This window comes from Halomonas rhizosphaerae (assembly GCF_030012485.1).
In the GTDB taxonomy this organism is placed as follows: Bacteria; Pseudomonadota; Gammaproteobacteria; order Pseudomonadales; family Halomonadaceae; genus Halomonas; species Halomonas rhizosphaerae.
The window spans coordinates 48,461-75,326 of sequence record NZ_JASCQQ010000027.1; the positions used below are offsets into that span (position 1 = coordinate 48,461).

Here is a 26,866-nt window from a genome sequence, read left to right on the forward strand (position 1 = left end):
TCCCTGAACGGAGCGCCACCCCTACATCGCTCGCGTCTCGTTTCTAGTAGACTGGTCTAGAGGGGCGATCCAGACAGACATCGACCCAGGAGGTCACGCATGACCCCACAACACGACTGCCTCTTCGAGTCCTTCACTCTTGGGGATCTGGAACTGCCCAACCGGGTGATCATGTCGCCGCTGACCCGCTCGCGGGCCTCGCAACCCGGCGACGTGCCCAACGACATGAACGTCGAATACTACCGTCAGCGGGCCGGGGCGGGGATGATCATCGCCGAGGCCACCCAGGTCTCCCCCCAGGGCAAGGGCTACGCCTTCACCCCGGGGATCCACTCAGAGGCGCAGGTCGAGGGCTGGAAGCGGGTGACCGATGTCGTGCACCAGGCCGGCGGGCGCATCATCCTGCAACTCTGGCACGTAGGGCGGATCTCCCACCCCGTGCTGCAGCCGGACGGTGCCTCACCCGTGGCGCCCTCGGCGATCAAGCCCGAGGGCGCCATGACCTTCATCAGTGCCGATTCCGGGATGGTCGAAGTACCCACGCCGCGCGCACTCGAGACCGATGAACTGCCCGGGATCGTCGAGCAGTATCGCCGGGGGGCCGAGAACGCCAGGCGCGCCGGCTTCGACGGCGTGGAGGTCCATGCCGCCAATGGCTACCTGCTCGATCAGTTCCTCAAGAGCGGCAGCAACCGGCGCACGGATGCCTACGGTGGCTCACTGGAGAACCGCCTGCGCCTGCCGCTGGAGGTGGTCCAGGCCGTGGTGGATGTCTGGGGCCCCGATCGCGTCGGCGTGCGCGTCAGCCCCACCGGCAGCTTCAATGCCATGGTCGACGACGAACCGGTCGCCACCTTCGGCGCCTTCGCCCGGGCCCTGGACGACATCGGGGTCGCCTTCATCGAGGTGGTGGAGGACTCCTTCCAGGGCAACCACGAGAAGGGGCGTCCCGAGCCGGTGATCGAGGCCATCCACGAGGGCTTCTCGCGCGCCTACATCGGCAACGGCGCCTACAGCGCCGACGAGGCCCGCCAGCGCATCGCCGCCGGCAAGGTGGACCTGGTCTCCTTCGGGCGGCCCTTCATCGCCAACCCGGACCTCCCGGAACGTTTCCGTCTCGATGCGCCGCTCAATGACTGGGACGACAGCACCTTCTACGGCGGTGACGAGCGCGGCTATACCGACTACCCGAGCCTGGCCGAACAGCCGGCCTGACACCTTCGAGAATTCCCGGCCGAGCCGGTCGGGGACCGACACCACGAAGCATTCCCAAGGAGAAGAACCCATGTCCGAGATCAACGGCAAGGTCGTCATCATTACCGGGGCCAGCAGCGGCCTCGGCGAAGCCACCGCCCACCGCCTGGCCAAGGCCGGCGCCAAGCTGGTGCTTGGCGCCCGCCGCGAGGAGCGTCTCGTGGCGCTGCGCGATGCCATCGTCGAGCAGGGAGGCGAGGCCATCTATCGCGTCACCGATGTGACCGACCGCGACCAGGTCGAGGCCTTGGCCACCGCCGCCAGGGAGGCCTACGGCCGCATCGACGTGCTGGTCAACAATGCCGGCCTGATGCCGCTGTCGCCGCTGGACCAGCTCAAGGTCGACGAGTGGGAGCAGATGGTCGACGTCAACATCAAGGGCGTTCTGTACGGCATCGCCGCGGTGCTGCCGACCATGCGCGAGCAGCATGCCGGCCATATCATCAACCTCTCCTCCGTGGCCGGCCACGTGGTCTTCCCCTCCGCGGCCGTCTACTGCGCCACCAAGTACGCGGTCAAGGCGCTCTCCGAGGGCATTCGCCAGGAGGGCGGCGAAGAGATCCGCTCCACCAACATCTCCCCGGGGGCGGTGGCCACCGAGCTGACCACCACCATCAGCGACCCCGATACCGCCAAGGGCGTGAACGAGCTCTACGAGATGGCCATCGATGCCGATGCCATCGCCCGGGCGATCGCCTACGCCATCGAGCAGCCGGCGGACGTCGACATCAATGAGCTGATCATCCGCCCGACCAAGCAGCCGCTCTAAGGCGCCGCCCTTCGCGGCAAGGCCAGCCGGCGGGCCGGGATCCGATGCCCGGCCCGCCGCTGGAAAGCCCGGCGAGGCCCTGCGGGTGCCTCCCGGGGCCTGTCAGGACACCCGATTGCCTTTCGGCACAGGAGCATGCCCATGAGTGACGATACCGCCTATCAGCCGCCACGCGTCTGGCGATGGGAACGCGAGAGCGGCGGCCAGTTCGCCAGCATCAACCGCCCCGTGGCCGGACCGACCCACGACCGGGAACTGCCCGTCGGCCAGCATCCGCTGCAGCTCTACTCCCTGGCCACGCCCAACGGCGTGAAGGCGACCATCATGCTCGAGGAGCTGCTGGCGCTGGGGCACGAGGGTGCCGAGTACGAGGCCTGGCCGATCCGCATCGGCGAGGGCGAGCAGTTCTCCAGCGGTTTCGTTGCGGTCAACCCCAATTCCAAGATCCCGGCGCTGATGGACCACACCACCGAGCCACCAATCCGGGTGTTCGAATCCGGCGCGATCCTGCTCTACCTGGCCGAGACGTTCGGCGCCTTCCTGCCCGAGGATCACGCCGGACGGACCGAGACCCTCAACTGGCTGTTCTGGCAGATGGGGGCGGCCCCCTTCGTCGGTGGCGGGTTCGGCCACTTCTACGCCTATGCGCCGGAACCGCTCGAGTACCCCATCGACCGCTACACCATGGAGACCAAGCGGCAGCTCGACGTGCTCGACCGCCAGCTGGCCGAGCGGGCCTATATCGCGGGCAACGACTACACCATCGCCGACATGGCCATCTATCCCTGGTATGGCCTGCTGGTCCAGGGGCTGCTCTATGATGCGGGGGAGTTCCTGGCCGTCGACGAGTACCCCAACGTGCAGCGCTGGGCGAGGCGCATCGCCGAGCGGCCGGCGGTCAAGCGCGGACGCATGGTCAACCGTACCTGGGGGGAGCGCTCCGAGCAGTTGCACGAGCGCCACTCGGCCAGCGACTTCGAGACCCGGACCCAGGACAAGATGTGACGGCGCCACCGGCAAGACCTGGCGACACGACGCAAGAGGGGCACATCGCCTGCGATGTGCCCCTCTCGCATTCCCGTGTTGCCCGCCCCTGCAAGGTGGAGCGTCATGCCTTCGACTGCAGGCGCTCGAGTTCGGGGCTGAGCGTGACCGGGTAGTCGCTCTCGCCCTCCGCGAGCCGCCTGACGTCCTCGGGGAAGCGCTCGAGGGCATCCGCGACCCGCTCGCGTGCCTCATCGGCTCTGGCCATCTCGCCATCGTCCAGCCGACCCGCCCGGACCAGCGGGCGCAGCAGCGGCTCTCCGGCGTCGATGGTCTCGTCACGCAGGGCGATGACGTCGCCGACGTAGCGGCCTCGATCGTCCCGACGGCGATAGAGCTGCTTGCGGCAGGGCAGGTTGATCTTGCCCGGCGAGTGCTTGACCCGCGGGGTGCCGGCGTACTCCACCAGCTTGTAGGAGAGGTCGATCACCGGGGCATCCGCCGAGACGCCCATCTGGGTGCCGACGCCGAAGGCATCGATGGGGGCGCCGTCCTCGAGCAGCGCCGCGATCTGGTACTCGTCGAGGCCGCTGCTGGCGACGATGGTGATCTCCTCGTGTCCGGCCTCGTCGAGCAGCGCGCGTGCGCCCTTCGCCAGTTCGCCCAGGTCCCCGGAATCGAGCCGGATGGCCTTGACGCCGACCTCGGGCTCCTCGCGCATGATCTCGATCACCTTGCGCACCCCTTCCAGGGTGTCATGGGTGTCCACCAGCAGGGTGGTGCCGGGATAGTGGCGGGCGAAGGCACGGAAGGCTTCCTGCTCGTTGTCGTGGGCCAGGATATAGCTGTGGGCCATGGTGCCATTGATCGCCAGGTCGTGGCGCAGGCCGCCGAGCACGTTGCTGGTCCCGGCCAGCCCCGCGCTGCGGTAGGCCCGGACCCCCCGCACCGCCGCATCCACGCCGTGCATGCGGCGCATCCCGAAATCCACCACCGGGCGGCCCCGGGCGGCCATCACGATGCGCACCGCCTTGGAGGCGAGCACCGTTTCCAGCTGCACCAGGTTCATCACCAGGCTCTCGAGCAGCTGGGCCTGGGCGATGGGCGCGTCCACTTCCAGCAGCGGCTCGTTGGCAAACACCGGCGTGCCCTCGGGCAGGGTCCAGATGTCGCCCTCGAAGCGCCAGTCGCTCAGCCAGTCGAGGAAGCCCGGGTCGAACAGGCCGGTGCCGGCGAGGCGCTCGAGAGCCGTGTCGCCGAAGCGCAGCCGGCTGAGCAGCGCCGCGGCATGCTGCTGCCCGCAGGCCAGCATGAAGCGGCGGGCCGGGGGCATCTTGCGGAAGAAGAGGCTGAAGGTGGCGCGCTCCTGCATCGATTCTTTCCAGTAGGCCTGGGTCATGGTCAGCTGGTAGAGGTCGGTGAGCAGGGCCAGCTCGCCCTCCTCGACCTGCAGGGGAATCGGCTCGCTCATGCGCGCACCTCGATCCCGGCTTCCTCGAAGTCACGGTGGCACGCCTCGATGGCATCGGGGTCGACCGCGGCGGATAGCTCCTCCAGCAATAGGGTGGTAAAGCCTTCCCGACTGGCTGCCAGTACCGTGGCATGGACACAGACATCCAGCGCCAGGCCGCAGACGATCACCCGCGCGATCCCCTTCTCCTTGAGGTAGCCGCCGAGTCCGGTGCCGTCGAAGGCGGAATAGGCGTCGGCATCGAAGGCGGTGGCCTTGCTGACGCGGATGGCGTCATCGGGAAGGGCCAGGTCGGGGTGGAAGGCGGCGCCCTCGGTGTCCTGCACGCAGTGCACCGGCCAGGGGCCACCGCGATGCGAGAAGCTCATGTGGTCGACGGGGTGCCAGTCCCGGGAGGCGACCACCAGGGCGCCGGCCGCTTGGGCCGCCTCGATCTCGGCGTTGATGCCGGGCACCAGAGCCGCGCCGCCCTCGACGGCCAGTGCACCGCCCTCGCAGAAATCGTTCTGCATGTCCACGACGAGCAGCGCGTCGTGGGAGCCGTAGTTCACCTTCATGGTCATCACGCACCTCCTTCGAGGTCGTTGGGTGTCTTCTCTGACCAGCGTAAGGCCTTCTTGATGCGTGTTGTAGGGGGACGGTTCAATAACCGGCCTCGGGGTCGACGGTGTCGAGGGCTTCCCCCGCCTCGAAGGCGAGCAGGGCCTCGGCCACCTGGTCCAGCGCCTCGCCCAATGGGGTCGGGCCGGCCATGTGGGGGGTGACCCAGACCCGCGGATGCGACCAGAGCGGGCTTTCGTCGGGCAACGGTTCCTCGGGGAAGGCGTCGAGCAGTGCCCCGCGCAGCCGGCCCTCCGTCTCCCCCTCGCCCAGGGCATCGAGCAGGGCGGCCTCGTCGATCAGCGACCCGCGCCCCGGATTGATCAGGCTGGCGCCCTCGGGGAGCCTCGCCAGGGCGGCCGCGTCGATGACATGGCGCGTCGCGGGGGTGTCCGGCAGCAGCAGCACCAGGCTTCTGACCTGGCCGAGCAGTTCATCGAGTCCCGCGTCGCCATGGTGACAGGTGATGCCGTCGAGCGACCTGGGCGAGCGGCTCCAGCCATGCACCGGGAAGCCGTCGGCGGCCACCATGGCGGCGACCTTCGCCCCGATGGCACCGAGGCCCAGCACGCCCACCGGCCAGTCGGCCTTGTCGACCACCGCATGCTCGCGCCAGTCGCGGCGCGCCTGCTGGCGGCGGTAGCGGTCGAAGTCACGCTGGAAGTGCAGGATGCCGTAGCGCACGTAGTCACCGATCAGCTCGGCCATGCCGGCGTCGCGCAGCTTGACGATGGGCACGCCCTCGGGAAGCCCCGGATTGCCCAGCAGGGCGTCGACCCCGGCACCGAGGTTGACGATGCCCTTGAGCCGCTCGGGCTCGCCGAGCAGCTCGGCGGAGGGTTTCCACGCTGCCAGATAGTCCGCCTCGCGACGCTTCTCGGCCGGGGCGCTGCTGGTGAACACCTCGGCCTGCGGCAGGCGCCTGGCCAGGGCCTCCCGCCACTGCTCGGCGTCGTCGATATGTACGAGAACCTTCATGTTGTCTCCTCTCTCTGCACTCAGGTCCATCATGGGAGTGCGACCCTGTCCGGACAAGCGTCATGCGGCCTCCGTGGCGGGTCGCCAGGAAATGCTTGACCGCCCACCATGGGTTGGCAGTAACCTCCATCCAGGGGAACCGAGCGACCGCCGGAATGCCCGCGGCGCCCATGCGGCGGCCCCGGTGCTGCGATGGTGATGCGGCCCCCCGGCCCGGCCTTCTCGCAGCAGAGAGGGCCGATTTTCTTGATGATGCGATGGCGAGTGGCTTCATGATCCAGGTTTCCCTGCCCTTCACTCGTGAGGAATATGCGACCCGCCTGTGGAAGGTGCGTGCCGAGATGGCCAGCCGTGGTATCGACGTGCTGATCGTCAGCGACCCCTCCAACATGGCCTGGTTGACCGGCTACGACGGCTGGTCCTTCTACGTACACCAATGCGTGCTCGTGGGCCTGGAGGGTGAACCGGTGTGGTACGGCCGACGCATGGACGCCAACGGCGCCCTGCGGACCTGCTGGATCGATCCGGACAACATCACCTACTACCCGGATTACTACGTGCAGAATCCGGACATGCATCCCATGGACTACCTCGCCCAGACCATCCTGCCCGACCGCGGCTGGCACGAGGGCGTGGTGGGCATGGAGATGGACAACTACTACTTCTCGGCCAAGGCCTACCAGTGCCTGCTGCGCGAGTTGCCCCATGCGCGCTTCATGGATGCCAACGCCCTGGTCAACTGGTGTCGCGCGGTCAAGTCCCCCCAGGAGATCGAGTACATGCGCGTGGCGGCGAAGATCGTCGAGGGCATGCACACGCGGATCCTCGAGGTGATCGAACCGGGCCTGCCCAAGAGCAAGCTGGTCTCGGAGATCTACCGCGTCGGCATTGAGGGCTGGCGGGACGCGCAGGGCAAGATCTACGGTGGCGACTATCCCGCCATCGTGCCCATGCTGCCCACCGGCAGTGATGCCGCCGCCCCCCACCTGACCTGGGACGACACGCCGTTCCGCGAGGGGGAGGGCACCTTCTTCGAGATCGCCGGAGTCTTCAAGCGCTACCATGCGCCGATGTCGCGGACGGTCTTCCTGGGCAGGCCGCCCCAGGAGTTCGTGCGCGCCGAATCGGCGCTGCTCGAGGGCATCGAGAATGGCCTGGCGGTGGCCAAGCCCGGCAACCGCACCGCGGACATCGCCATGGCGCTGGGCGCGGCCATGGACAAGTACGGCTTCGACCGCGGCGGCGCGCGCTGCGGCTACCCCATCGGCATCAGCTATCCCCCGGACTGGGGCGAGCGCACCATGAGCCTGCGCCCCTCGGACGACACCATCCTGCAGCCCGGCATGACCTTCCACTTCATGCCCGGCCTGTGGGAGGACGACTGGGGGCTGGAGATCACCGAGAGCATCCTGATCACCGAGACCGGCTGCGAGACCCTGGCCGACTTCCCGCGCCAGCTCTTCGTGCGCTGAACTTTCAGCAAGGTTGGCCTGCTTCAACAAGTAACGAGGGGCGCTGGGGGCAGATCGTAGAGGGAATTAAGAATCTGCCGCCAGATCAGCCCCGAGTGGCGTGGAAGCCATGATGCCCATGCCACACGAGAACAAGGAGTTTCATACCATGACCAAGCGTCCCAGCCCGATCAGCGCCACCGTCGACTTCGACGCCGACGCCGACGGCGTCCAGCACGGCTTCCTCAAGCTGCCGATCTCCGTGGACGACTCCGCCTGGGGGGCGGTGATGATCCCCGTCACCGTGATCAAGAACGGCGAGGGCCCCACGGCGCTGCTGACCGGCGGCAACCACGGCGACGAGTACGAGGGCATCACCTCGCTGCTCAAGCTGTCGAGTTCACTCAAGGCCGAGGAGGTCAGCGGCCGGGTGATCATCGTGCCCTGCATGAACCAGCCGGCGGTGATGGCCGGCAAGCGCACCTCGGGCCTCGATGGCGGCAACCTCAACCGCAGCTTCCCCGGCGATCCGGACGGCAGCGTGACCGAGAAGATCGCCGACTACTTCACCCGGGTGATGGTGCCGATGTGCGACGTGGTGCTCGACCTGCACTCCGGTGGGCGCACCCTGGACATCATCCCCTTCGGCGCCTCGCACGTGCTGGAGGATGCCGAGCAGCAGCGCCAGGCCCTGGAAGGCGCCAAGGCCTTCGGCGCCCCCTACGCCATGATGATGTTCGAGCTCGATGCCGCGGCGCTGTTCGACACCGCGGTGGAGAGCCAGGGCAAGGTCTTCGTGGCCACCGAGCTCGGCGGCGGCGGCACCTCCACGCCGGAGAGCATGGCGATCACCGAGCGTGGCGTGCGCAACTTCCTGATCCACTACGGCCTGATGGCCGGCGAGGTGGAGATGCCCGACGCGCCCCAGGTCTATCTCGACATGCCCGATGCCAGCTGCTACGTGCAGAGCGAGCACTCCGGCGTGCTGGAGCTGGCCTTCGCGCTGGGCGAGCGGGTCGAGAAGGGCGAGGTGGTGGCCCGGGTCTACGACATGACCCGCAGCGGCACTCCCCCGGTGGCGTACCACGCCGGGCGCAGCGGGGTGCTGGCGGCACGGCGCCATCCGGCGCTGGTCAACATGGGCGACACCATCGCGGTGATCGCCGATGTCGTCGACTCCCTGGGATGAGGCGGCCGGCATCACGATGAAACTGGACCGCTATGACCTGAAGATCCTCGAGATCCTCTCCCGGGACGGACGTATTACCAAGTCGAAGCTGGCCGAGGCGATCAACCTCTCGGTCAGCCCCTGCTGGGAGCGAGTTCGCCGACTCGAGAAGGCCGGCATCATCGAGGGCTACAGTGCCCGCATCAATGCCGCGGCGCTGATCAAGCGCACACCGGTATGGGTGCAGGTCGAGCTCAAGGCCCATAACGCCGATAGCTTCTCTCGCTTCGAGGCGCTGGTCCACGCCACGCCCGAGGTCACCGAGTGCGTGGCCGTGGGCGGAGGCGTCGATTACCTGATCAAGTTCGAGACCGACTCCATCGATGCCTACCAGCGGCTGATGGATGCCTGGCTGACCGGGGAGGCCGGCATCGAACGCTACTTCACCTATATCGTCACCAAGACGGTGAAACGTCCCGCCCCGGGCTTCTCGCCCGACGAACTGGCCTGACGTCTTTCCGGTCGAGCGAAAGTTCAGCGTTGATGTCACCGCGGCCCTTGTGGCATAAGTTGGTGACAGGTGGGTGAGCCGAGGTTCACCCTGCCGGGCGATCCCGCCGGCATGCTCCCGATGGTGCCGGTCCGTGTTCGACAGCGCCCTGGAAGTTTCCGAGATCGCCTGACGCAGAGAGACCAAGATGTCCTATTTCACGATTGCCGGGGTGCAGATGCACGCCCTGCACCATGGAGACAACACCGAGGCCATGCGCCACCGGATCGACGTGCTGATGAGCCGTTTCCCCCAGGTGCAGATGGTCCTGTTCAGCGAACTGATGCCCATGGGGGCCTCGCCGCACCATGCCCAGACGATGCCCAGCAGCGCCGAAGCCCTGTTCTGCCAGATCGCCGAGCAGCATCGTATCTGGCTGATCCCCGGCTCGATGTTCGAGCAGACCGACGACGGTGTCTTCAACACCCTCTCGGTGATCAACCCCCACGGCCAGGTGGTGGCGCGCTACCGCAAGATGTTCCCCTTCCGGCCCTACGAGGCAGGCGTGGAGAGCGGCAGCGAGTTCGTCACCTTCGATGTGCCCAACGTCGCCCGCTTCGGTGTCTCGATCTGCTACGACATGTGGTTCCCCGAGACCACCCGTACCCTGGCCGCCATGGGCGCCGAAGTGATCCTTCACCCGACCATGACCGACACCATCGACCGCGATATCGAGCTGTCCATTGCCCGCACCAATGCCGCGGTGAACCAGTGCTACTTCTTCGATATCAACGGCGCCGGCGCCATCGGCAACGGCCGCTCCATCGTGGTCGGCCCCTCCGGTGATGTCATCCATCAGGCCGGCACCGGCGAGGAGGTCATGCCCATCGAGGTCGACCTGAACCGCGTGCGCCGCGAGCGCGAGACCGGCCTGCGCGGCCTCGGCCAGCCGCTCAAGAGCTTTCGCGAGCGGTCCGTCGACTTCTCGCTTTATCGTAGCGAAAGCGGCTCGACCCCCTTCCTCGACACGCTCGGCCCGTTGCAGAAGCCGCTGCGCGCCGACATCGAGGAGTACTGATCCCTTGCCTTCGGGTGGTGCAGTGAAGAGGAAGACTTCATGCTGGAGCCACTGATTCGACTGCTGCGCCGCCTGTTCCGCAATTCCCCGGCGGCCCCGGCCGCGCACCAGGCGCCCGGCGCCTCCCCCGTCACCGATGGAGCGACCACGATGAGCAAAATAACAACCATTGCCGATGTCCGCCGCCACTTCCTCAACAACCAGGAGCCGATCTATTTCATCTCGGCCACCAATTTCAACCTGCTGGGGATCGGCGACTGGGTCGGAAATTTCCGACATATCAACTACATCGACTGCTTCGAGGGGCAGCAGCGCAACGTCTTCGTGCCCAAGGAGAAGTTCCCCCGCGATTTCGAGAGTATCGAGGACATCAACAACTACCTCCTCGAGCACAAGGAGGTGATCGACTTCATCCAGTCGCGCTCGGATGGCGAGAACGCCGGCGTGGCCGCCTTCCTGATGTTCGACGAGCACACCGAGGAGGTCTGCCAGCAGCTCGGGCTGCGGGTGGCATTTCCCCCGGCGACGCTGCGTCAACGCATGGACAACAAGATCGAGACGGTGCGCATCGGCAACAAGGCCGGCGTGCCCAGCGTGCCTAACGTGCTGGCCAGGGTCGGCAGCTATCAGGAACTCTGCGAAGTGAGCAAGGACCTGGGTAACGACCTGGTGGTGCAGACCGCCTTCGGTGACTCCGGCCACACCACCTTCTTCATCGCCAGCGAGGACGACTACTACAAGCACGCCGAGGAGATCGAGGCCGAGTCCGAGGTCAAGATCATGAAGCGCATCAACTGCCGCGGCTCGGCCATCGAGGCCTGTGCGACCCGCTGTGGCACCGTGGTCGGTCCGCTGATGACCGAGCTGGTGGGCTTCAAGTCGCTGACCCCCTACAAGGGTGGCTGGTGCGGCAACGAGATGTTCGCCGGCGCCTTCACTCAGGAGATCCGCGACAAGGCCCGGGAGTACACCTTCAAGTTCGGCGAGGCGCTGCGCGAGGAGGGCTACCGCGGCTACTTCGAGCTCGACTTCCTGATCGACATGGACAACGGCGAGGTCTATCTCGGCGAGCTCAATCCGCGGGTCACCGGGGCCAGCTCGCTGACCAACGTGGCGGCCTTCGCCCACTCCGACATCCCGCTGTTCCTCTTCCATCTGCTGGAGTTCTCGGACGTCGACTTCGACCTCGACATCAACGAGATCAACGAGCGCTGGTCGCACCCCGACAGTGTCGACAGCTGGAGCCAGCTGGTGATCAAGCATACCGACGAGAGCGTCGATCTGCTCACCCAGGCACCACGCACCGGCGTGTGGAAGATGGCCGGTGACGGCAGCGTCAGCTATGACCATTACAGCTACCATCCCCATGCCGCCGAGAACGACAGCGAGGGCTTCTTCCTGCGCATCAGCGGCGCGGGCGACTTCCGCTACGAGGGGGCGGATCTCGGTATCCTGATCACCCGTGGGCGGCTGATGGACGACGACTTCCAGCTCAACGAGCGCGCCAAGGCTTGGATCGACGGCATCCGTGGCCAGTACGCCGGCCAGTCGCTGCAGGACCCGGTGGTGGAGGAGGTCGCCGTCAGTCATGCCGTCGGCGGCGGCAACTTCAAGATCCTGTGAGTTCCGGGACCGTTTCCCTTTCGCCCCGGGAGGTGCCTGCGGCCGACATGGACAAGATGCTCGATTTCCGCACTGTGCACGAGGCCAAGGCCGGCGCCCGGTGGCAGGCGCTGTTCGAGTACCACTGGCCGGCCTACGAGCAGTGGTACCTCAGCGAGGGGGAGCGCGAGCGGCCGGGGTATCTCGCCTGCTACAACGCCCTGCGCCGGCACATGCCGGAGCTGCTGCCGACCTATCGCGCCCTCTGCGACCTGGCCGGTGGCGGTGACCTGGCCGCGCGCTTCCTGAGTCTCTTCCAGCCGCCGCCCTATATCACCGGCTGCTCCCAGGCGGTGCTCGCCAGTCCCTCCTCTACGGTGCTGGCACGCAATTACGATTACCCGCCGGAACTGTGCGAGGGCACGATCCTCTACACGCACTGGAACGAGCGGCGGGTGATCGCCATGTCCGATTGCCTGTGGGGCGTGCTTGATGGCATGAATGACCGCGGTCTCGCCGTGTCTCTGGCCTTCGGCGGACGCAAGGCGGTCGGTGAGGGCTTCGGCGCGCCGATCATCCTGCGCTACCTGCTGGAGTTCTGCGACAGCGTGCCCGAGGCGGCCGAGGTGCTGGCCCGGGTGCCGACCCACATGGCCTACAACATCACCGTGGCCGATGCTGCCGGACGCTATGTGACGGCGATGATCGGCCCCGATCGCCGCGCCAGCATCCGCCGCGTGCCGGTGGCCACCAACCACCAGAAGAAGATCGAGTGGTATGCCCATGCGCTGGCCTCGGAGACCCTGATTCGCGAGCGCCAGCTATCGATCCTGGTGGATGACGAGGCCACTACCGAGGAGCGGCTGATCGCGGCCTTCTCGGCCCCGCCACTGTTCCGCCACGACTACCGACGCGGCCTGGGGACCGTCTATACCGCGGTCTACCGCCCGCGGTCGGGGCGAGCCCAGTTCCATTGGCCGGGCATGAACCTGGACCTGAGTTTCGACGACTTTCCCGAGGAGCGAATCACCGTGCGCTACGGCACCCGCGGGCTGCACAGCCGCTGACCCGGCGTACCGAACGATCGGTCCCCCTCGACAACAAGAGCAAGGATGGGTGTTGCCATGCAAGAGACGAGTCCTACCGAGACGCCCTATACCGCCCTGGGCTTCTACCACAAGATCTCCCAGCTGCGTGCCGACACCTGGAATGCGCTGAAACGTGACCTCGGGCGGCTGGTGCGCCTGGACGACGAGGGCCGCGCCAAGAACCTGGTCAAGGCGGTCGACGTCAAGCTGACGCGGCTCGAGATCATCGAGGACTACCACGCCTTCCCCTCCAAGGAGGACTTCCGTCATCTCTGGTCGCTGTTCGACCGCGAGGAGTACGGGTTGCTGGAGAAGGTGGTCAGGCGCCTGGTGCGCGCGCTGATCAGCGAGTCCTACCGGCGGCGTCACGTCGATCTCTCCGAGACCGATGCCGATGCCGAGGACCTCGAGACCCTCGATGCCCTGGCGCAGCTGCGTCGCGGGCACCCGGCGTCGAACAGCTCGGCCCAGCCCTACTTCGAGCTGCTGATCGTCGACAACCTCTCGGCCCCGGAAGAGGAGGTGGTTCGCGAGGCCTTCCACAACATGCGTCGTCCCGAGGACCGCTTCGTCTATGACGTGGTCACGGTGCGCAGCTTCGAGGATGCGCTGATCGCGGTGCTGGTCAATCCCAACATCCAGGCCTGCCTGATCCGCTACGAGTTCCCCTACAAGTCGAAGTACAACCTCAGCGCCCTGCGCAGCTACCTCGAGGGGCTCTCCGAGCAGTCCCTGGAACACCAGTCCGAGGCCGAGCGCAGCATCCTGCTGAGCACCATGATCCACGAGCTGCGCCCCGAGATCGACCAGTTCCTGGTCACCAGCGGTGACGTGGAGGCCACGGCGAGTCGCGATATCCGACACTTCAATCGCATCTTCTACCGCGAGACGGACTACATCGAGCAGCACCACACCATCCTGCGTGCCATCGACAACCGCTATCGCACGCCCTTCTTCGATGCCCTGCGCGAGTACAGCAAGAAGCCCACCGGGGTCTTCCATGCCATGCCCATCTCGCGGGGCAAGTCGATCACCCGCTCCCACTGGGCCGGGCAGATGATCGATTTCTACGGCATCAACATCTTCCTCGCCGAGACCTCGGCCACCTCCGGTGGGCTGGACTCGTTGCTGCAGCCCTACGGGCCGATCAAGAAGGCCCAGGAGTATGCCGCCCGGGCGTTCGGTGCACGGCAGAGCTTCTTCGTCACCAACGGCACCTCCACCGCCAACAAGATCGTGGTGCAGGCGCTGATCAAGCCGCGCGACATCGTGCTGATCGACCGCGACTGCCACAAGTCGCACCACTACGGCATGGTGCTGGCCGGCGCCCACGTCAGCTATCTGGATTCCTACCCGCTCGACGACTACTCGATGTACGGGGCGGTGCCGCTCAAGGAGATCAAGAAGACCCTGCTCGAGTACAAGCGCTCGGGCCAGCTGCACAAGGTCAAGATGCTGCTGCTGACCAACTGCACCTTCGACGGCGTGGTCTACAACGTGCGCCGGGTGATGGAGGAGTGCCTGGCGATCAAGCCCGACCTGGTCTTCCTGTGGGACGAGGCGTGGTTCGCCTTCGCCGGTTTCAACCCCACCTACCGGCCGCGCACCGCCATGCATGCCGCCCGCACCCTGCGTGATCGCTACCGCAGCGAGGCCTATCGCGAGGAGTACGACGCCTGGAAGGCCGAGTTCGACGCCCTCGACCCCGATGACGATGCCACCTGGCTCGACCGGCGTCTGCTGCCCGACCCCGACGCGGTGCGCATTCGGGCCTATGCCACCCACTCCACCCACAAGACCCTGACCTCGCTGCGCCAGGGGTCGATGATCCACGTCTGGGACCAGGACTATCGCCAGAAGGTCGAGGCGCCGTTCCACGAGGCCTACATGACCCATACCTCTACCTCGCCCAACTACCAGATCATCGCCTCGCTGGACGTGGGGCGCATGCAGGCCGAGATGGAGGGCTTCGAGCTGGTCCACGCCCAGGTGGAGGCCGCACTGTCGCTGCGCGAGCAGCTCTATACCCACCCGCTGCTGCAGAAGTACTTCCGGGTGCTGGTCAACAAGGACATGGTGCCGCTGGAGTATCGGCAGTCGGGAGTCGAGACCTTCTACGACCCGGTCACCGGCTGGAACAAGATGGAGGAGGCCTGGGCCAATGACGAGTTCGTCGTCGACCCCAGCCGCATCACCATCGCCATCGGCGCCACGGGCATCGACGGCGATACCTTCAAGAACGAATACCTCATGAACAAGTACGGGATCCAGATCAACAAGACCTCGCGCAACACCGTGCTGTTCATGACCAACATCGGCACCACGCGGGGCTCCATCGCCTACCTGCTCGACGTGCTGCTCAAGCTGGCCAAGGAGTTCGAGTATCGCTGGGAGGAGAGCAGCCGGCCGGAGCGCAAGATCATCGAGAACCGGGTTCACTCGCTGACCAAGGAACTGCCGCCGCTGCCCGACTTCAGCCGCTTCCACGCGGCCTTCCGCCCCGACCCCGACGGCAACACCCCGGAGGGTGACATCCGTCAAGCCTATTTCCTCAGCTACGACGACGAGAACACCGAGTACCTGCGCTTCGACAACGGCGAACTCCAGGCCCAGATGCGCAGCGGCCGCGACGTGGTCTCGGCGAGCTTCGTGATCCCCTACCCGCCGGGCTTCCCGGTGCTGGTCCCGGGGCAGGTGGTCAGCGAGGAGATCCTCTATTTCCTGCAGGCCCTGGATGTCACCGAGATCCACGGCTATCGCCCGGAGCTCGGCCTGCTGGTCTTCACCGAGGAGGCACTGCGCCACCCGCCGGCGGGGTGACGGCGCCTCGCGCCCGCCCGTCGCCGGTCCACAGAAAAAACCGCACGTTTCCGGCACAGGACAAAAAATCCTGTGCCGTCTGCCCTCTGTAACGAAAAGTCCCGTCCTGCCGAATCCCCTATCCTGACACCATCGAGCCGCCCTGGAACGTTGCGAACAGGCGGCTCGCCCGTTTTATTCCCCACCGGCCCGACAATCTCGATGCGGCCGGTGCGTCAGGAGAGGTACAGCATGACTCTGTCCAGCAAGCTCAGCGATCCGCGCCTGTTCCGTCAGTATGCCTATGTCGACGGCAAGTGGACCCATGGCGAGGGCGGCCGTGAGGAGGCCGTGTTCGACCCGGCCACCGGCGAGGCGCTGGGGCACATTCCCTGGCTGGAGGCCCACCAGATCACCGCGGCGGTGGATGCCGCCGAGGCCGCCTTCGTGCACTGGCGCGCGCTGCGCGCCGACGAGCGGTGCGAGCGGCTGCTGGCCTGGTATGACCTGCTGCAGGCCCATCGCGAGGACCTCGCCACCCTCATGACCCTGGAGCAGGGCAAGCCGCTGCCCGACGCCCGTGGCGAGGTGGAGTATGGGGCCAGCTTCGTGCGCTGGTTCGCCGAGGAGGGCAAGCGCACTTTCGGCGAGACCATCCCCAGTCACATCCCCAACGCGGCGCTGGGTACGATCAAGGAGCCGGTGGGCATCGCCGCGCTGATCACCCCGTGGAACTTCCCGCTGGCGATGATCACCCGCAAGGCCGCCGCCGCCATGGCGGCCGGCTGCACGGTGATCGTCAAGCCGGCCGGCGAGACGCCGTTCTCGGCGCTGGCACTGGCGGAGCTCGCCGAGCGCGCCGGCATCCCGGCCGGGGTGTTCAACGTGGTGCTGGGCGACCCGCCCGAGGTGTCACGGATCCTGTGTGCCGAGGACCGGGTCAAGGCGCTCTCCTTCACCGGCTCCACCCGGGTGGGCCGGCTGCTGCTGGAGCAGTGTGCCAACACCGTCAAGCGTGTCTCCCTGGAACTCGGTGGCAACGCGCCGTTCATCGTCGGGCCGGACATGGATCCCCGGGAGGCGGCCTTCGCCGCGGTGGCGGCCAAGTTCCAGACCGCCGGCCAGGACTGCCTCGCTGCGGACCGCATCCTGGTCCACGAGTCGATCCACGACGCCTTCGTCGAGCACTTCGCCGAGCGCATGGCGGCGCTGACCGTGGGCAACGGCCTGGAGAGCGAGATCGACCTGGGGCCGCTGATCCATCGCCAGGCGGTGGAGAAGGCCGCGGCCATCGTCGACGACGCCATCTCCAAGGGCGCCACCCTGGTGGCCGGCGATCAGAGCCAGGCGCCGGGCGAGAACTTCTTCATGCCGGTGCTGCTCACGGGCGTGACCCACGACATGAAGATCTGGCACGAGGAGAGCTTCGCCCCGGTGGCCGGCATCACCGCCTACGCCGACGATGACCAGGTCATCGAGATGGCCAACGATACCGAGTACGGCCTGGCGGCCTATATCTACACCCACGACATCCGCCGCATCTGGAAGATCATGCGGGCCCTGGAGTTCGGCATGGTCTCGGTGAACTCGGTGAAGATGACCGGCCCGCCCGTGCCCTTCGGCGGCGTCAAGCACTCCGGCCTCGGCCGCGAGGGCGGGGTGACCGGCATCGACGAGTACCTGGAGACCAAGTACTACTGCCTCGGCGCCCTGGGCTCGGTCTCCGGCAGCTGATTCCCCGACCCCATCGATGAACCTTCTCCCCGGCGGGATGCCGGGGAGCACGAGAGAAGCGAGAACACCAGATGAACCAGCAGCACCAGGACCTGATCGACCGCGACCGCAAGGTGACCTTCCACGCCTCCACCCACCTGCGCGACTTCGCCCATGGCGATGCGCCGGGGCGCGTGATCACCGGCGGCAAGGGGATCCATGTCGTCGACAAGGATGGCCGCGAGTTCATCGACGGCTTTGCCGGCCTCTACTGCGTCAACATCGGCTACGGCCGCACCGAAGTGGCCGAGGCCATCTATGAGCAGGCCCTCAAGATGTCCTACTACCACACCTATGTGGGGCACTCCAACGAGCCGCAGATCGCCCTCTCCGAGAAGATCCTCGAACTCGCCGGCCCCGGCATGTCCAAGGTCTACTACGGCATGTCCGGCAGTGATGCCAACGAGACCCAGCTCAAGATCGTGCGCTACTACAACAACGTGCGCGGGCTGCCGCAGAAGAAGAAGGTCATCTCGCGGATGCGCGGCTACCACGGCTCCGGCATCGCCTCGGGCTCGCTGACCGGCCTCAAGGCGTTCCATGACCACTTCGATTTGCCCATCGACACCATCCGCCACACCGAGGCGCCGTTCTACTACCAGCGGGCCGCGGAGCTCGAGGGCATGACCGAGCGAGAGTTCTCGAAGCACTGCGCGACCAGGCTCGAGGAGATGATCCTGGCCGAGGGGCCGGAGACCGTGGCCGCCTTCATCGGCGAGCCGGTGCTCGGCACCGGCGGCATCGTGCCGCCACCGGAAGGCTACTGGGCCGAGATCCAGGCGGTGCTGGACAGGTATGACGTGCTGCTGATCGCCGACGAGGTCGTGTGCGGCTTCGGGCGCATCGGCACCGACTTCGGCAGCCACTTCTACGGCATCAGGCCCGACCTGATCACCGTGGCCAAGGGCCTGACCAGCGCCTACCAGCCGCTCTCCGGCGTGATCGTCGGCGACCGCGTGTGGCAGGTGCTGGAGCAGGGCACCGGGGAGTACGGCCCGATCGGCCACGGCTGGACCTACTCCGGTCATGCCCTGGGCTGCGCCGCGGGCCTGGCCAACCTGGCGATCATCGAGCGCGAGGGGCTGACCGAGAATGCCGCCGAGACCGGTGGCTACCTGCAGCAGCAGATGCAGGCCGCCTTCGCTGACCACCCCATCGTCGGCAACGTGCGCGGCGTGGGCATGCTGGCGGCCCTGGAGTTCGCCGCCGACCCGAGCCGTCGCGCGGCCTTCGACCCGGCGCTGAAGGTCGGCCCGCGCATCGCCGCCGCGGCGATGCAGGAGAACCTGATCGCCCGCGCCATGCCCCAGGGGGATATCCTGGGCTTCGCACCGCCGCTGACCACCACTCGCGAGGAGGTCGACGAGATCGTCGCGCGGGCCCGTCGCGCCGTGGACGCGGTGCTGGACGAACTGGTCCGCGAGGGCGCCATCAAGGCGGTGGCGGACACGGTCGCCTGACGGCCTGCCCGATCCCCGGCCTCCCGGAGGCCGTAAGCAAGGCGCGTCGTCGCGGGCCGTCCCGCGGCGACGCCGTTGGCGTGGAGGAGAGGATGCACGATCACGGTGTCTGCCTGGAGATGCTCTACCAGGCGCGTCGGCGCATCGCCGGCGAGGCGGTGCGCACGCCGCTGGAGCGCTCGGCGTCGCTGTCGGCGCGCTTCGATGCCGACATCCTGCTCAAGCTCGAGACCTGCCAGCCCACCGGGGCCTTCAAGCTGCGCGGCGCCGTCAACATGCTCGCCGCGCTGATCGAGGACCGCGGCCGCGAGGCGCTGTCGGCCGGGGTGGTGACGGCCTCCACCGGCAACCACGGCCGCGCGGTGGCGCACGCCGCCTCGCGGCTGGGCGTGCCGGCGCTGGTCTGTCTCTCGCGGCTGGTGCCGGCCAACAAGGTCGCCGCCATCGAGGCGCTGGGTGGCGAGGTGCGACGCGTCGGCGCCAGCCAGGACGAGGCGTTCTCCGAGGTCGAGCGACTGGTGAGCGAGCGCGGCATGACCCTGATCCCGCCCTTCGACGACCCGCGGGTCGTGGCCGGGCAGGGCACCATCGGCCTCGAGCTCATGGAGGACTGCCCCGACCTGGACCGGGTCATCGTCGGGCTCTCCGGCGGCGGCCTGCTGGGCGGCATCGGCGCGGCCGTGAAGGCGATTCGTCCCGACTGCCGGGTCACCGGGGTGAGCCTGTCCCGTGGCGCGGCCATGTGGGAGAGCCTCAAGGCCGGCCATCCAGTGGAAGTCGAGGAGGTCGAGAGCCTGGGCGACTCCCTGGGCGGCGGCATCGGGCGCGACAACCGCTGCACCCTCCGTCTGGTGCGCGAGGTGATGGACGACCACGTCCAGGTCTCCGAACGTGCCATCGCCGCGGCCATGGTCGATATCCTCGAGGAGGAGAAGCGCCTGGTGGAGGGCGCCGCCGCCGTGGGGCTGGCGGCCATCGAGGAGCATGGCCTGGATGTGCGCGGCCAGCGCGTGGCGCTGATCCTTTCCGGCAACGCGGTCTCGCTCTCGACCCTGGACCGGGCACGCGCCCTGGCCGGACGATAAGCGCCAAGGCTCCCCCCCCTTGTCCATCGCTTGTCCCCAGGTATCCTCCACCTTGCTCCTTGCTCCTTGCTCCTTGCATCTGGAGGTGTTCATGCAGCTCTACCATCGCGATGCCATCGAAGGGGCCGTCGGCATCGACCAGGCGGCACTCTCCGCCGTGGAGGCGGGCTTCGCCGCCCTGGGGCGCGGCGAGGTGGTGCAACCGCCGATCCTCTCCATGGCCATCGAGGAAGCCAACGGCGAGGTCGACGTCAAGACCGCCCATATCCGCGGCGCCGAGCGCTTCGCCATCAAGGTCAGCCCCGGCTTCTTCGATAATCCCCGGCTCGGCCTGCCGAGTCTCAACGGCCTGATGCTGGTCCTCTCGGCCAGGACCGGGCTGGTGGAGGCCGTGCTCTTCGACGAGGGGTATCTCACCCAGGTGCGCACGGCACTGGCCGGCGCCATCGCCGCCAAGCATCTGTCGCGAGAGAACAGCCGCCGGGTGGCCGTGCTCGGTGCCGGTGAGCAGGCCGAGCGCCAGGTGCAGGCGCTGCGCCTGGTGCGCGACCTCGACACCCTGGATGTCTGGGCCCGTCGCCGGCCGGGCGCGGAGGCCTACGCCGACCGTCTCCGGGCCGAGGGGCTCAGGGTGAACGTTCACGACGACGTCGCCGGGGCCTGTGCCGCGGCGGACATCATCGTCACCGCCACCCCGTCGCGCACGCCGCTGCTGCATGCCCGGGACCTGCCCACGGGCGTGCATGTCACCGCCATGGGCTCGGACAGCCCGGAGAAGCGCGAACTGGATGCCTCGGTGCTGACCCGCGCCGACGCCTTCGTCTGCGATACCCGTGCCCAGAGTGAAGGCAACGGCGAGCTCAAGGCGTTCGAGGGCGGGGAAGTGCCCTTCAAGGTCCACGAGCTGGGCCGGGTGATCGCCGAGGGGCAGCGCTTGCGTCTGACGGACGACACGCTGACGGTATGTGACCTCACCGGCACCGGCGTCCAGGATACCGCCATCGCCAACTTTGCCCTGTCGAGGCTGCTGTCCGGCTGAGCCCTTCCGCCGCAGGTCGACTTGTCGCGGCGGGCCTCCTGGCGCAGGCTGGGACCTTTCACCGACGGAAGGAGCAAGGGGATGGCAACGGTACTGGCCTTCGATGTCTACGGAACCCTGATCGACCCCCACGGCGTGGTTGCCGAACTCGAGCAGCGCCTCGCCGGGCAGGACCGTTCGGACCTGGCCCCGGAGTTCTCGCGTCGCTGGCGTGACAAGCAGCTTGAGTACAGCTTCCGCCGCGGCCTGATGGGTGCCTACGTGGATTTTTCCCACTGCACGCGCGAGGCGCTGGAGTTCACCGACCGCGCCCTGCAGACACGCTTCTCGGAGACCGACAAGGACCACCTGATGGGCGTCTACGCCCGGCTGCCGGCATTTCCCGATGCGTCGGCCGCGCTGGATCGCCTCGCCGAGCTGGGGATTCGCTGTGTCGCCTTCTCCAACGGCAGCCGTGAGGCGGTCGAGGGGCTGCTGGAGCAGGCCGGGATTCGCGAGCGCTTCGAGACGGTGGTCAGCGTCGAGGAGATCAAGCGCTTCAAGCCCGACCCGGCTGTGTATGCCCATCTCCGCTATCGGCTCGAGAGCGACCCCGGCGATACCTGGCTGATCTCCAGCAACCCCTTCGACGTCATCGGCGCCCGCCATGCCGGCCTGCATGCCGCCTGGGTGCGCCGTACCCCGGATGCCCCCTTCGACCCCTGGGGGATCGAGCCGGATATCACGGTTCCCGACCTCGATGCCCTCGCCGAACGGCTCAGCTAGCAACCACATGACGACGCCCCGCGGCCGGTGCTCGGCCGCGGGGCGTCGTGGTAGGGGCTTTCAGGCGGCAAGACTACTCGGCCAGTTCACCGACGCTGACGGTGCCCCGGTCGGCCAGCTGAACCAGGCGCTCGTCGTTGACGGTCCACTCGGCCATGGAGCCGTCGTACATGGTGACGTTCTCCAGTCCGCCGATCTCGCTGAGCTGGAACCAGCCGCTGGCGGCCCAGTGGCCGGTGTTGCAGAAGGCCACGGTGGGTGCCTCGTGGTCGAGACCGAGTTCGTCGATGCGGGCCTTCAGGGCGTCCGGCTGCAGGTAGTAGGCCCCGTCGCGCTCCTCGAAGCTGCCATCATGGGGCAGGTTCACCGAGCCGGGGATGGTGCCCGGCACGCGGGCGGCGGGGGACTGGGTCTCGCCCGTGAAGAAGGCCGGCGGCCGGGCATCCACCAGCGCTTCGCTCGCCTCGAGTGCGGCTTCCACCTCTTCGGTGGAGGCCAGCAGTGATTCGCGCAGGCTGCCCGTGAAGGAATCGGCATCCGGCGCCTCCACCGGACCGCTGGCCACCTCACGGCCCTGCTGCTCCCAACCGGCGAAACCGCCATTGAGGATCGTCACTTCGTCATGGCCCAGGGCCTTGAAGGTCCAGTAGATGCGGGCGGCACTGCCGAAGTCCGTGGGCCCTGTGCCGGCCGGGACCACGACCACGGTGTCGTCGTTGTCGATGCCCAGGTCGCCGATCAGGCTCTCCAGGTCCTCCACATCGGGCATCAGGCCGGCGACGCCGTCGCGGTCCTCCCGCCAGCCTGCATCGGTGTAGCTGCTGTAGCGGCTGCCCGGGATGCGGGCGGTCTCGAAGCTCTCCCGGTCGCCACCGTCATCGATGGCGGAGCGGACGTCCAGCACGACCAGATCGTCGCTGCCGAGCTGGCCCTCGAGCCACGCGGCGTCGACCAGGGGGGAAGGGTGCAGGGCATGGGCCGGGCCGGCGATGGCCAGGGCGGCAGTGGCCATAAGCAGTCGGGAACGCATGGGGGAATTCTCCTCGTCAGGGATGGAGCATGGCGTTCATGCTGCAATGGGATGGCGCTCCCTCGCCAAGAATGCTTCCTGACACATCTAGCTCATCCAGTTATATCAAGGAATTTTCTTATCCCTTTCCTCCTTCGGACGGCGGCTTCAGCCCTGCCAGGCGTGGCCGGCGAAGGCCTCGTCGAGTTCCGGGTGGTTGACGTGGTTGGCATAGTTGGAAAGCGTCTTGACCGCCAGGGCCAGTACGATCTGCAGCACCTGCTGCTCCTCGAAGCCGGCATCCAGGAACGCCTTGACGTCGGCCTCTCCGGGCTTGCCCCGGGTCTCGAACATCACCCTGGTGAACTCGGCCAGCGCCGCCAGGCGCTCGTCCGGAATCGGCTGGTCGTTGCGGATCGCCTCCAGCACGTCGGCCGGTACCTGAGACATCTTGTCGGCCAGCATGCTGTGTGCGGACATGCAGTAGCCGCAGCCATTGAGTCGGCTGACGGTCAGGAAGACCACTTCCTGCTCGGGCGGCGCGAAACCGGAGTCCTCGCGGAACAGCTCGTAGCCATGCAGGTAGGTGCTCAGCACGCCCGGAGCCTTGGCCATGCCCTCGTACATGTTGGGCACGAACCCCAGCTTGGCGTTGGCCTGCTCGAGCAGCGGCTTCGCCTTGGCATCGGCGTTGTCGAGGGTCTGGGGCGCGAGTTGCATCTGATAGTCGGCGGACATGGGTGTGTCTCCTTCGTCGTGGTGGGTACTGCCGTTGCGCCATTTATGGACTGATCGTTCCAGAAATGGCGAAAGAGAAGAGGGGAGGATCAGCGTCGCAGGCCGTCCAGAAGCAGCTCTACCGCCTGGCCGGCCTGCCCGGCATCCGCCCCGCTCTTCAAGAGGGTCCTGAGCCCGGCCATGCCCATCGTCAGGTAGCTGGCCAGGGCTGCTGCATCCCGTTCCGGGGCGATCTCACCCTCCGCCTGGGCCCGCGTCACTGCCAGCTGGAACAGTGCCGTGATGGCGGCGATGCTCTGGCGGGCATGCTGCGAGGGGAGGCCATCATGTTGGCCGAGCTCGCTCGCGGAGTTGAAAATCAGGCATCCCAGGGCAGCGCGATCACTGCCCGCTTCCTGTGCCGTCTCGCGAAACAGGGACGCCAGGAAGGCCATGGCCGAGGGGGCTGCCTCGAGGCGGCGTCCCAAGCGTCCCAGCAGGGACTCGCGATAGCGCCGCAGGGCTTCGAGGAACAGCTGCTCCTTGTTGCCGAAGGCCTGATAGAGACTGCTTCGTGAGAGATGCATGGCCTCGAGCAGGTCCCGAGTCGAGGCGTTGTCATAGCCTCGTGCCCAGAAGACCTGCATGGCGGCGTTGGCAGCCTCGTCCGGGCTGAATGCGATGGGGCGTCCTCGTCTCATGTCGACCAATTTAGTACCGATCGGTCCATAAATCAAGGCGCGACAGATCACGTTCCGGTTGCTATCGATGTAAGGAGCGTGTCGCAGCGTCGACAGAGTGGCCAGATACCACAATCACCAGCATCACGATCATGATGGCCGGACAGGAGATCCCGAGCATGACGGAGAAGCATTCGCCGACAAGACGCTTCTGGCTGGGCGGCAAGCGCGCTGCCGAGCAGGACCGGTTCTTCCGTGAGGCCCTGGAGCCCCTGGGCTGGCAGGTCGGGGACGAGCATGACTGGGACGCCGGTTGGATCACCGGCATGCCGGATGCCGCGCAGTTCCGGCGGGTCTCGCCGACGCGCAAGATGAACCACTTCCCGGGCAATGCGGCACTCACCGTCAAGAGTCGCCTCCATGACAGCCTCTCCACCCTTCGCGAGCGCATCCGGGAGAGCCATGGGGCCGACCACGAGCTCGTCCGGCGGCTGGCGTTCTTTCCCCGAGGCTATGTGATGCCCGGTGACTACCATGCGCTGCAGGAGGCCGCCCTGGCCGATCCCGCCCAGCGCTGGATCCTCAAGCCCACCAATGCCTCCAAGGGCAAGGGCGTGCGGGTGCTTCAGGATGTCGCCGAGGCGCCTCTCGCGCGGGACTGGCTGGTACAGGAGTATCTGGCCAATCCCCATACCATCCGAGGCCACAAGTATGTCCTGCGGCTCTATGTGCTGATCACCTCGCTGGAGCCGTTGCGCGTCTATCTCTACCGCCAGGGCTTCGCCAAGCTGGCCTCCGAGCCCTGGGATCCCGAGGATGCCGACAATCCCTATAGCCAGCTGACCAACCCGGACATCAACGCCCTGAACAGCCGTGCCGAAGTGCCGGTGGAGTTTATCGACCTGGAGCGATACCGGGCCTGGTTGAGAGATCAGGGGCACGACGACGAGGCCCTCTTCGCGCGAATCGAGGACCTGGTGACCCTGACCGCGATCTCCGCCGTGGATGCCCTGCGACGCCGCACGGCCGAGGCCGGCGCCGATCCGCGTGGCTGCTATGAGCTACTGGGACTCGACTGCCTGGTGGACGACACCCTCAAGCCGTGGATCCTGGAGTGCAACCTCAGCCCGTCGCTTGGCATCTGTGCCGCCCCGGAGACAGGGGGGCGCATCGAGGAGGCCGTCAAGGGCGGGCTGGTGCATGACCTGGTCTCGCTGGTTGATATCCCCGGACAGGCCCCGTCCGAGGCGGGCATTGCGGCGCAGGAGTCGGACGTTACTGCGCAGCTGGTCGTCGAGGCCGAGGCCGAGCAGGCTCGTGCCGGTGGCTTCCTGCGGCTGCTCCCGGCCGCCGACCCCGAGCGCTACCTGCCCTATTTCACGCTACCCACCTCGGCCGACCTGCGGCTGGCCGAGGCCCTCACGGGGCGCTCCCTGCCCCCCCCGCGGCTGCAGCGGCGCCACGTGGCGGAACTGGTCGACGAGGAGCGTCTCGCCCTCTATGACACGCGCCGCGGTCGCTACTACCGGCCCAACGACACGGCGACCCTGACCTGGCTGCTGGCGACCGAGGGGCTGGACCCCGATGCCATCGCCGATGAGCTGGCACGCGCCACTACCGAGGCGGGGGCACCGACGGAGAGTTCGGCACTGCGGCGCGATGTGTGGAACACCCTGCACGACTGGTGCCGTGCCGGCCTGCTCTGCCAGCAGGGCGTCGCACCGGCAGCGTTGCCGGAAGCGCGCGAGCTCCATGAGCAGACGATGTCGGTATCCCCGTCGGGGCGGGCCATGAGGCTCAGTCTGGACGGCCGTCACTGGGCCCTGGACGTGGGCAGCGGCCCCGCCATGGCGCGGTTGACGACATGGTTCGGCGAGCGGCTGTCACCGCTTGCCGATGAGGCGGCGAGCCGGCTGCCGCGGCTGGCGGTCCTGCGTGAGTCCGGCGGCTATGCCCTGGCCACCGACGACCGGTTGTTGGCCTCGCGGCTGACGCTGGCGCAGCTGGGCCCGGTGTTGACGGCGCATCTGATTCGCCAGGCCGCGATGCCTGGCCGACCGGTGGTCGACGCGGCCCTGCTGGTCACGCCGCACGGCAACGGGGTGCTCTGCCTGCTCCCCGACGAGAAGGAGAGTCGCGCCCTGTTGCAGCGGCTGCTGGAGGCCTCGGGTGGCGTGCTGACCCGCGGCGTACGCCTGGACCTCTCGGATCCGGCCATCGCCGAACCCCTGGACTTTCCGCTGCCGGGTGTCGCCGGCGTGACCCCGAGCGGGTTGCCCGACAGCGTGGCCCTTCGTGGCATGCTGCTGCCGGCCGAGGCATCTGCCGACCAGGCCCTCGCCCCGGTCGCCATGCTGGAGGCGCTTGGCGCCCTGCTGCCGAACTGCCTGACCGGTGATGGCCAGGCGCTGGATGCCCAGAGCGTGACGATTCTGGGCGACTGGCTCTCCTCCCTGGCCGTGTGCGCGTTGAGGGCAGGGCCAGGGGCGCCGGATGTCGCGTCACTGGCCGAATGGCTGGTCACCCGGATAGAAATCGCCCCTTCGGTCAACCCTCCCGCCATGGCGAGGGGGTAACAAGGGCATGAGCAACCGGTGATGCCCCCG

22 protein-coding genes are annotated in these 26,866 nt (G+C 67.4%); 16 read left to right on the top strand and 6 right to left on the bottom strand.

Annotation, left to right across the window (positions count from 1 at the left end):
- Window positions 1–99: 99 nt before the first annotated feature.
- From QLQ86_RS11550 to yghU, 3 genes are all read left to right on the top strand, one after another.
- On the top strand, window positions 100–1,215 hold the full coding sequence (locus tag QLQ86_RS11550) for an alkene reductase (RefSeq protein ID WP_282817045.1): 1,116 nt from the start codon (window positions 100–102) through the stop codon (window positions 1,213–1,215).
- A gap of 70 nt (window positions 1,216–1,285) precedes the next feature.
- On the top strand, window positions 1,286–2,023 hold the full coding sequence (locus tag QLQ86_RS11555) for an SDR family oxidoreductase (protein WP_282817046.1): 738 nt from the start codon (window positions 1,286–1,288) through the stop codon (window positions 2,021–2,023).
- A 141-nt stretch (window positions 2,024–2,164) separates the two neighbouring features.
- The gene (yghU, locus tag QLQ86_RS11560) at window positions 2,165–3,028 is read left to right on the top strand and encodes a glutathione-dependent disulfide-bond oxidoreductase (RefSeq protein WP_282817047.1); all 864 of its coding nucleotides are present in this window, start codon (window positions 2,165–2,167) and stop codon (window positions 3,026–3,028) included.
- A gap of 103 nt (window positions 3,029–3,131) precedes the next feature.
- On the opposite strand, the gene QLQ86_RS11565 is transcribed toward yghU, so the two are convergent.
- From QLQ86_RS11565 to QLQ86_RS11575, 3 genes are all read right to left on the bottom strand, one after another.
- On the bottom strand, window positions 3,132–4,478 hold the full coding sequence (locus QLQ86_RS11565; protein WP_282817048.1) for a nicotinate phosphoribosyltransferase: 1,347 nt from the start codon (window positions 4,476–4,478) through the stop codon (window positions 3,132–3,134).
- A complete protein-coding gene (locus QLQ86_RS11570; RefSeq protein WP_282817049.1) occupies window positions 4,475–5,041 on the bottom strand; it encodes a nicotinamidase in 567 nt (188 codons plus the stop codon). Before QLQ86_RS11570 ends, QLQ86_RS11565 begins: the two co-directional genes overlap by 4 nt.
- Window positions 5,042–5,120: 79 nt before the next feature.
- Window positions 5,121–6,056: a 2-hydroxyacid dehydrogenase gene (locus QLQ86_RS11575; protein ID WP_282817050.1), complete on the bottom strand. Its 936-nt coding sequence runs from the start codon at window positions 6,054–6,056 to the stop codon at window positions 5,121–5,123.
- A 272-nt stretch (window positions 6,057–6,328) separates the two neighbouring features.
- On the opposite strand from QLQ86_RS11575, the gene doeA reads away from it, so the two are divergent.
- The 12 genes from doeA (at window position 6,329) to QLQ86_RS11635 (ending at window position 21,854) form a co-directional block, all read left to right on the top strand.
- The gene (gene doeA, locus QLQ86_RS11580; protein WP_282734959.1) at window positions 6,329–7,528 is read left to right on the top strand and encodes an ectoine hydrolase DoeA; all 1,200 of its coding nucleotides are present in this window, start codon (window positions 6,329–6,331) and stop codon (window positions 7,526–7,528) included.
- Between the two features lie 148 nt (window positions 7,529–7,676).
- A complete protein-coding gene (gene doeB / locus QLQ86_RS11585) occupies window positions 7,677–8,696 on the top strand; it encodes a N(2)-acetyl-L-2,4-diaminobutanoate deacetylase DoeB (RefSeq protein WP_282817051.1) in 1,020 nt (339 codons plus the stop codon).
- Window positions 8,697–8,712: 16 nt separating this feature from the next.
- Window positions 8,713–9,186, top strand: coding sequence for an Lrp/AsnC family transcriptional regulator (locus QLQ86_RS11590; RefSeq protein WP_282734976.1), 474 nt, complete (start codon window positions 8,713–8,715; stop codon window positions 9,184–9,186).
- Window positions 9,187–9,373: 187 nt separating this feature from the next.
- A complete protein-coding gene (locus tag QLQ86_RS11595; protein ID WP_282734957.1) occupies window positions 9,374–10,243 on the top strand; it encodes a carbon-nitrogen hydrolase family protein in 870 nt (289 codons plus the stop codon).
- Window positions 10,244–10,282: 39 nt separating this feature from the next.
- Window positions 10,283–11,866, top strand: a complete 1,584-nt coding sequence (locus tag QLQ86_RS11600; protein ID WP_282734956.1) for a biotin carboxylase — start codon at window positions 10,283–10,285, stop codon at window positions 11,864–11,866.
- A 47-nt stretch (window positions 11,867–11,913) separates the two neighbouring features.
- Window positions 11,914–12,912, top strand: a complete 999-nt coding sequence (locus QLQ86_RS11605; RefSeq protein WP_282734955.1) for a C45 family autoproteolytic acyltransferase/hydolase — start codon at window positions 11,914–11,916, stop codon at window positions 12,910–12,912.
- Window positions 12,913–12,969: 57 nt separating this feature from the next.
- A complete protein-coding gene (locus QLQ86_RS11610) occupies window positions 12,970–15,753 on the top strand; it encodes an aminotransferase class I/II-fold pyridoxal phosphate-dependent enzyme (RefSeq protein WP_282817052.1) in 2,784 nt (927 codons plus the stop codon).
- 231 nt (window positions 15,754–15,984) lie between these two features.
- On the top strand, window positions 15,985–17,466 hold the full coding sequence (locus QLQ86_RS11615) for an NAD-dependent succinate-semialdehyde dehydrogenase (RefSeq protein WP_282817053.1): 1,482 nt from the start codon (window positions 15,985–15,987) through the stop codon (window positions 17,464–17,466).
- A gap of 71 nt (window positions 17,467–17,537) precedes the next feature.
- A complete protein-coding gene (locus QLQ86_RS11620; RefSeq protein WP_282817054.1) occupies window positions 17,538–18,965 on the top strand; it encodes an aspartate aminotransferase family protein in 1,428 nt (475 codons plus the stop codon).
- Window positions 18,966–19,057: 92 nt separating this feature from the next.
- A complete protein-coding gene (eutB, locus tag QLQ86_RS11625; RefSeq protein WP_282817055.1) occupies window positions 19,058–20,050 on the top strand; it encodes a hydroxyectoine utilization dehydratase EutB in 993 nt (330 codons plus the stop codon).
- Window positions 20,051–20,141: 91 nt separating this feature from the next.
- Complete coding sequence (locus QLQ86_RS11630; protein WP_282817056.1) at window positions 20,142–21,089, top strand: cyclodeaminase; 948 nt, start codon at window positions 20,142–20,144, stop codon at window positions 21,087–21,089.
- A gap of 81 nt (window positions 21,090–21,170) precedes the next feature.
- Complete coding sequence (locus QLQ86_RS11635) at window positions 21,171–21,854, top strand: haloacid dehalogenase type II (RefSeq protein WP_282817057.1); 684 nt, start codon at window positions 21,171–21,173, stop codon at window positions 21,852–21,854.
- Window positions 21,855–21,927: 73 nt separating this feature from the next.
- Here QLQ86_RS11635 and QLQ86_RS11640 read toward each other — a convergent pair whose 3' ends face one another.
- From QLQ86_RS11640 to QLQ86_RS11650, 3 genes are all read right to left on the bottom strand, one after another.
- The gene (locus QLQ86_RS11640) at window positions 21,928–22,884 is read right to left on the bottom strand and encodes a sulfurtransferase (protein WP_282817058.1); all 957 of its coding nucleotides are present in this window, start codon (window positions 22,882–22,884) and stop codon (window positions 21,928–21,930) included.
- Between the two features lie 147 nt (window positions 22,885–23,031).
- On the bottom strand, window positions 23,032–23,601 hold the full coding sequence (locus tag QLQ86_RS11645; RefSeq protein ID WP_282817059.1) for a carboxymuconolactone decarboxylase family protein: 570 nt from the start codon (window positions 23,599–23,601) through the stop codon (window positions 23,032–23,034).
- Window positions 23,602–23,690: 89 nt separating this feature from the next.
- Window positions 23,691–24,281: a TetR/AcrR family transcriptional regulator gene (locus QLQ86_RS11650; protein ID WP_282817060.1), complete on the bottom strand. Its 591-nt coding sequence runs from the start codon at window positions 24,279–24,281 to the stop codon at window positions 23,691–23,693.
- 158 nt (window positions 24,282–24,439) lie between these two features.
- Between QLQ86_RS11650 and QLQ86_RS11655 the strand changes: the two genes are divergently transcribed.
- Window positions 24,440–26,836 carry a PqqD family peptide modification chaperone gene (locus tag QLQ86_RS11655; RefSeq protein WP_282817061.1) on the top strand — a complete coding sequence of 799 codons (2,397 nt, stop codon included), beginning with the start codon at window positions 24,440–24,442 and terminating at the stop codon, window positions 26,834–26,836.
- The last annotated feature ends 30 nt before the right edge of the window (window positions 26,837–26,866 follow it).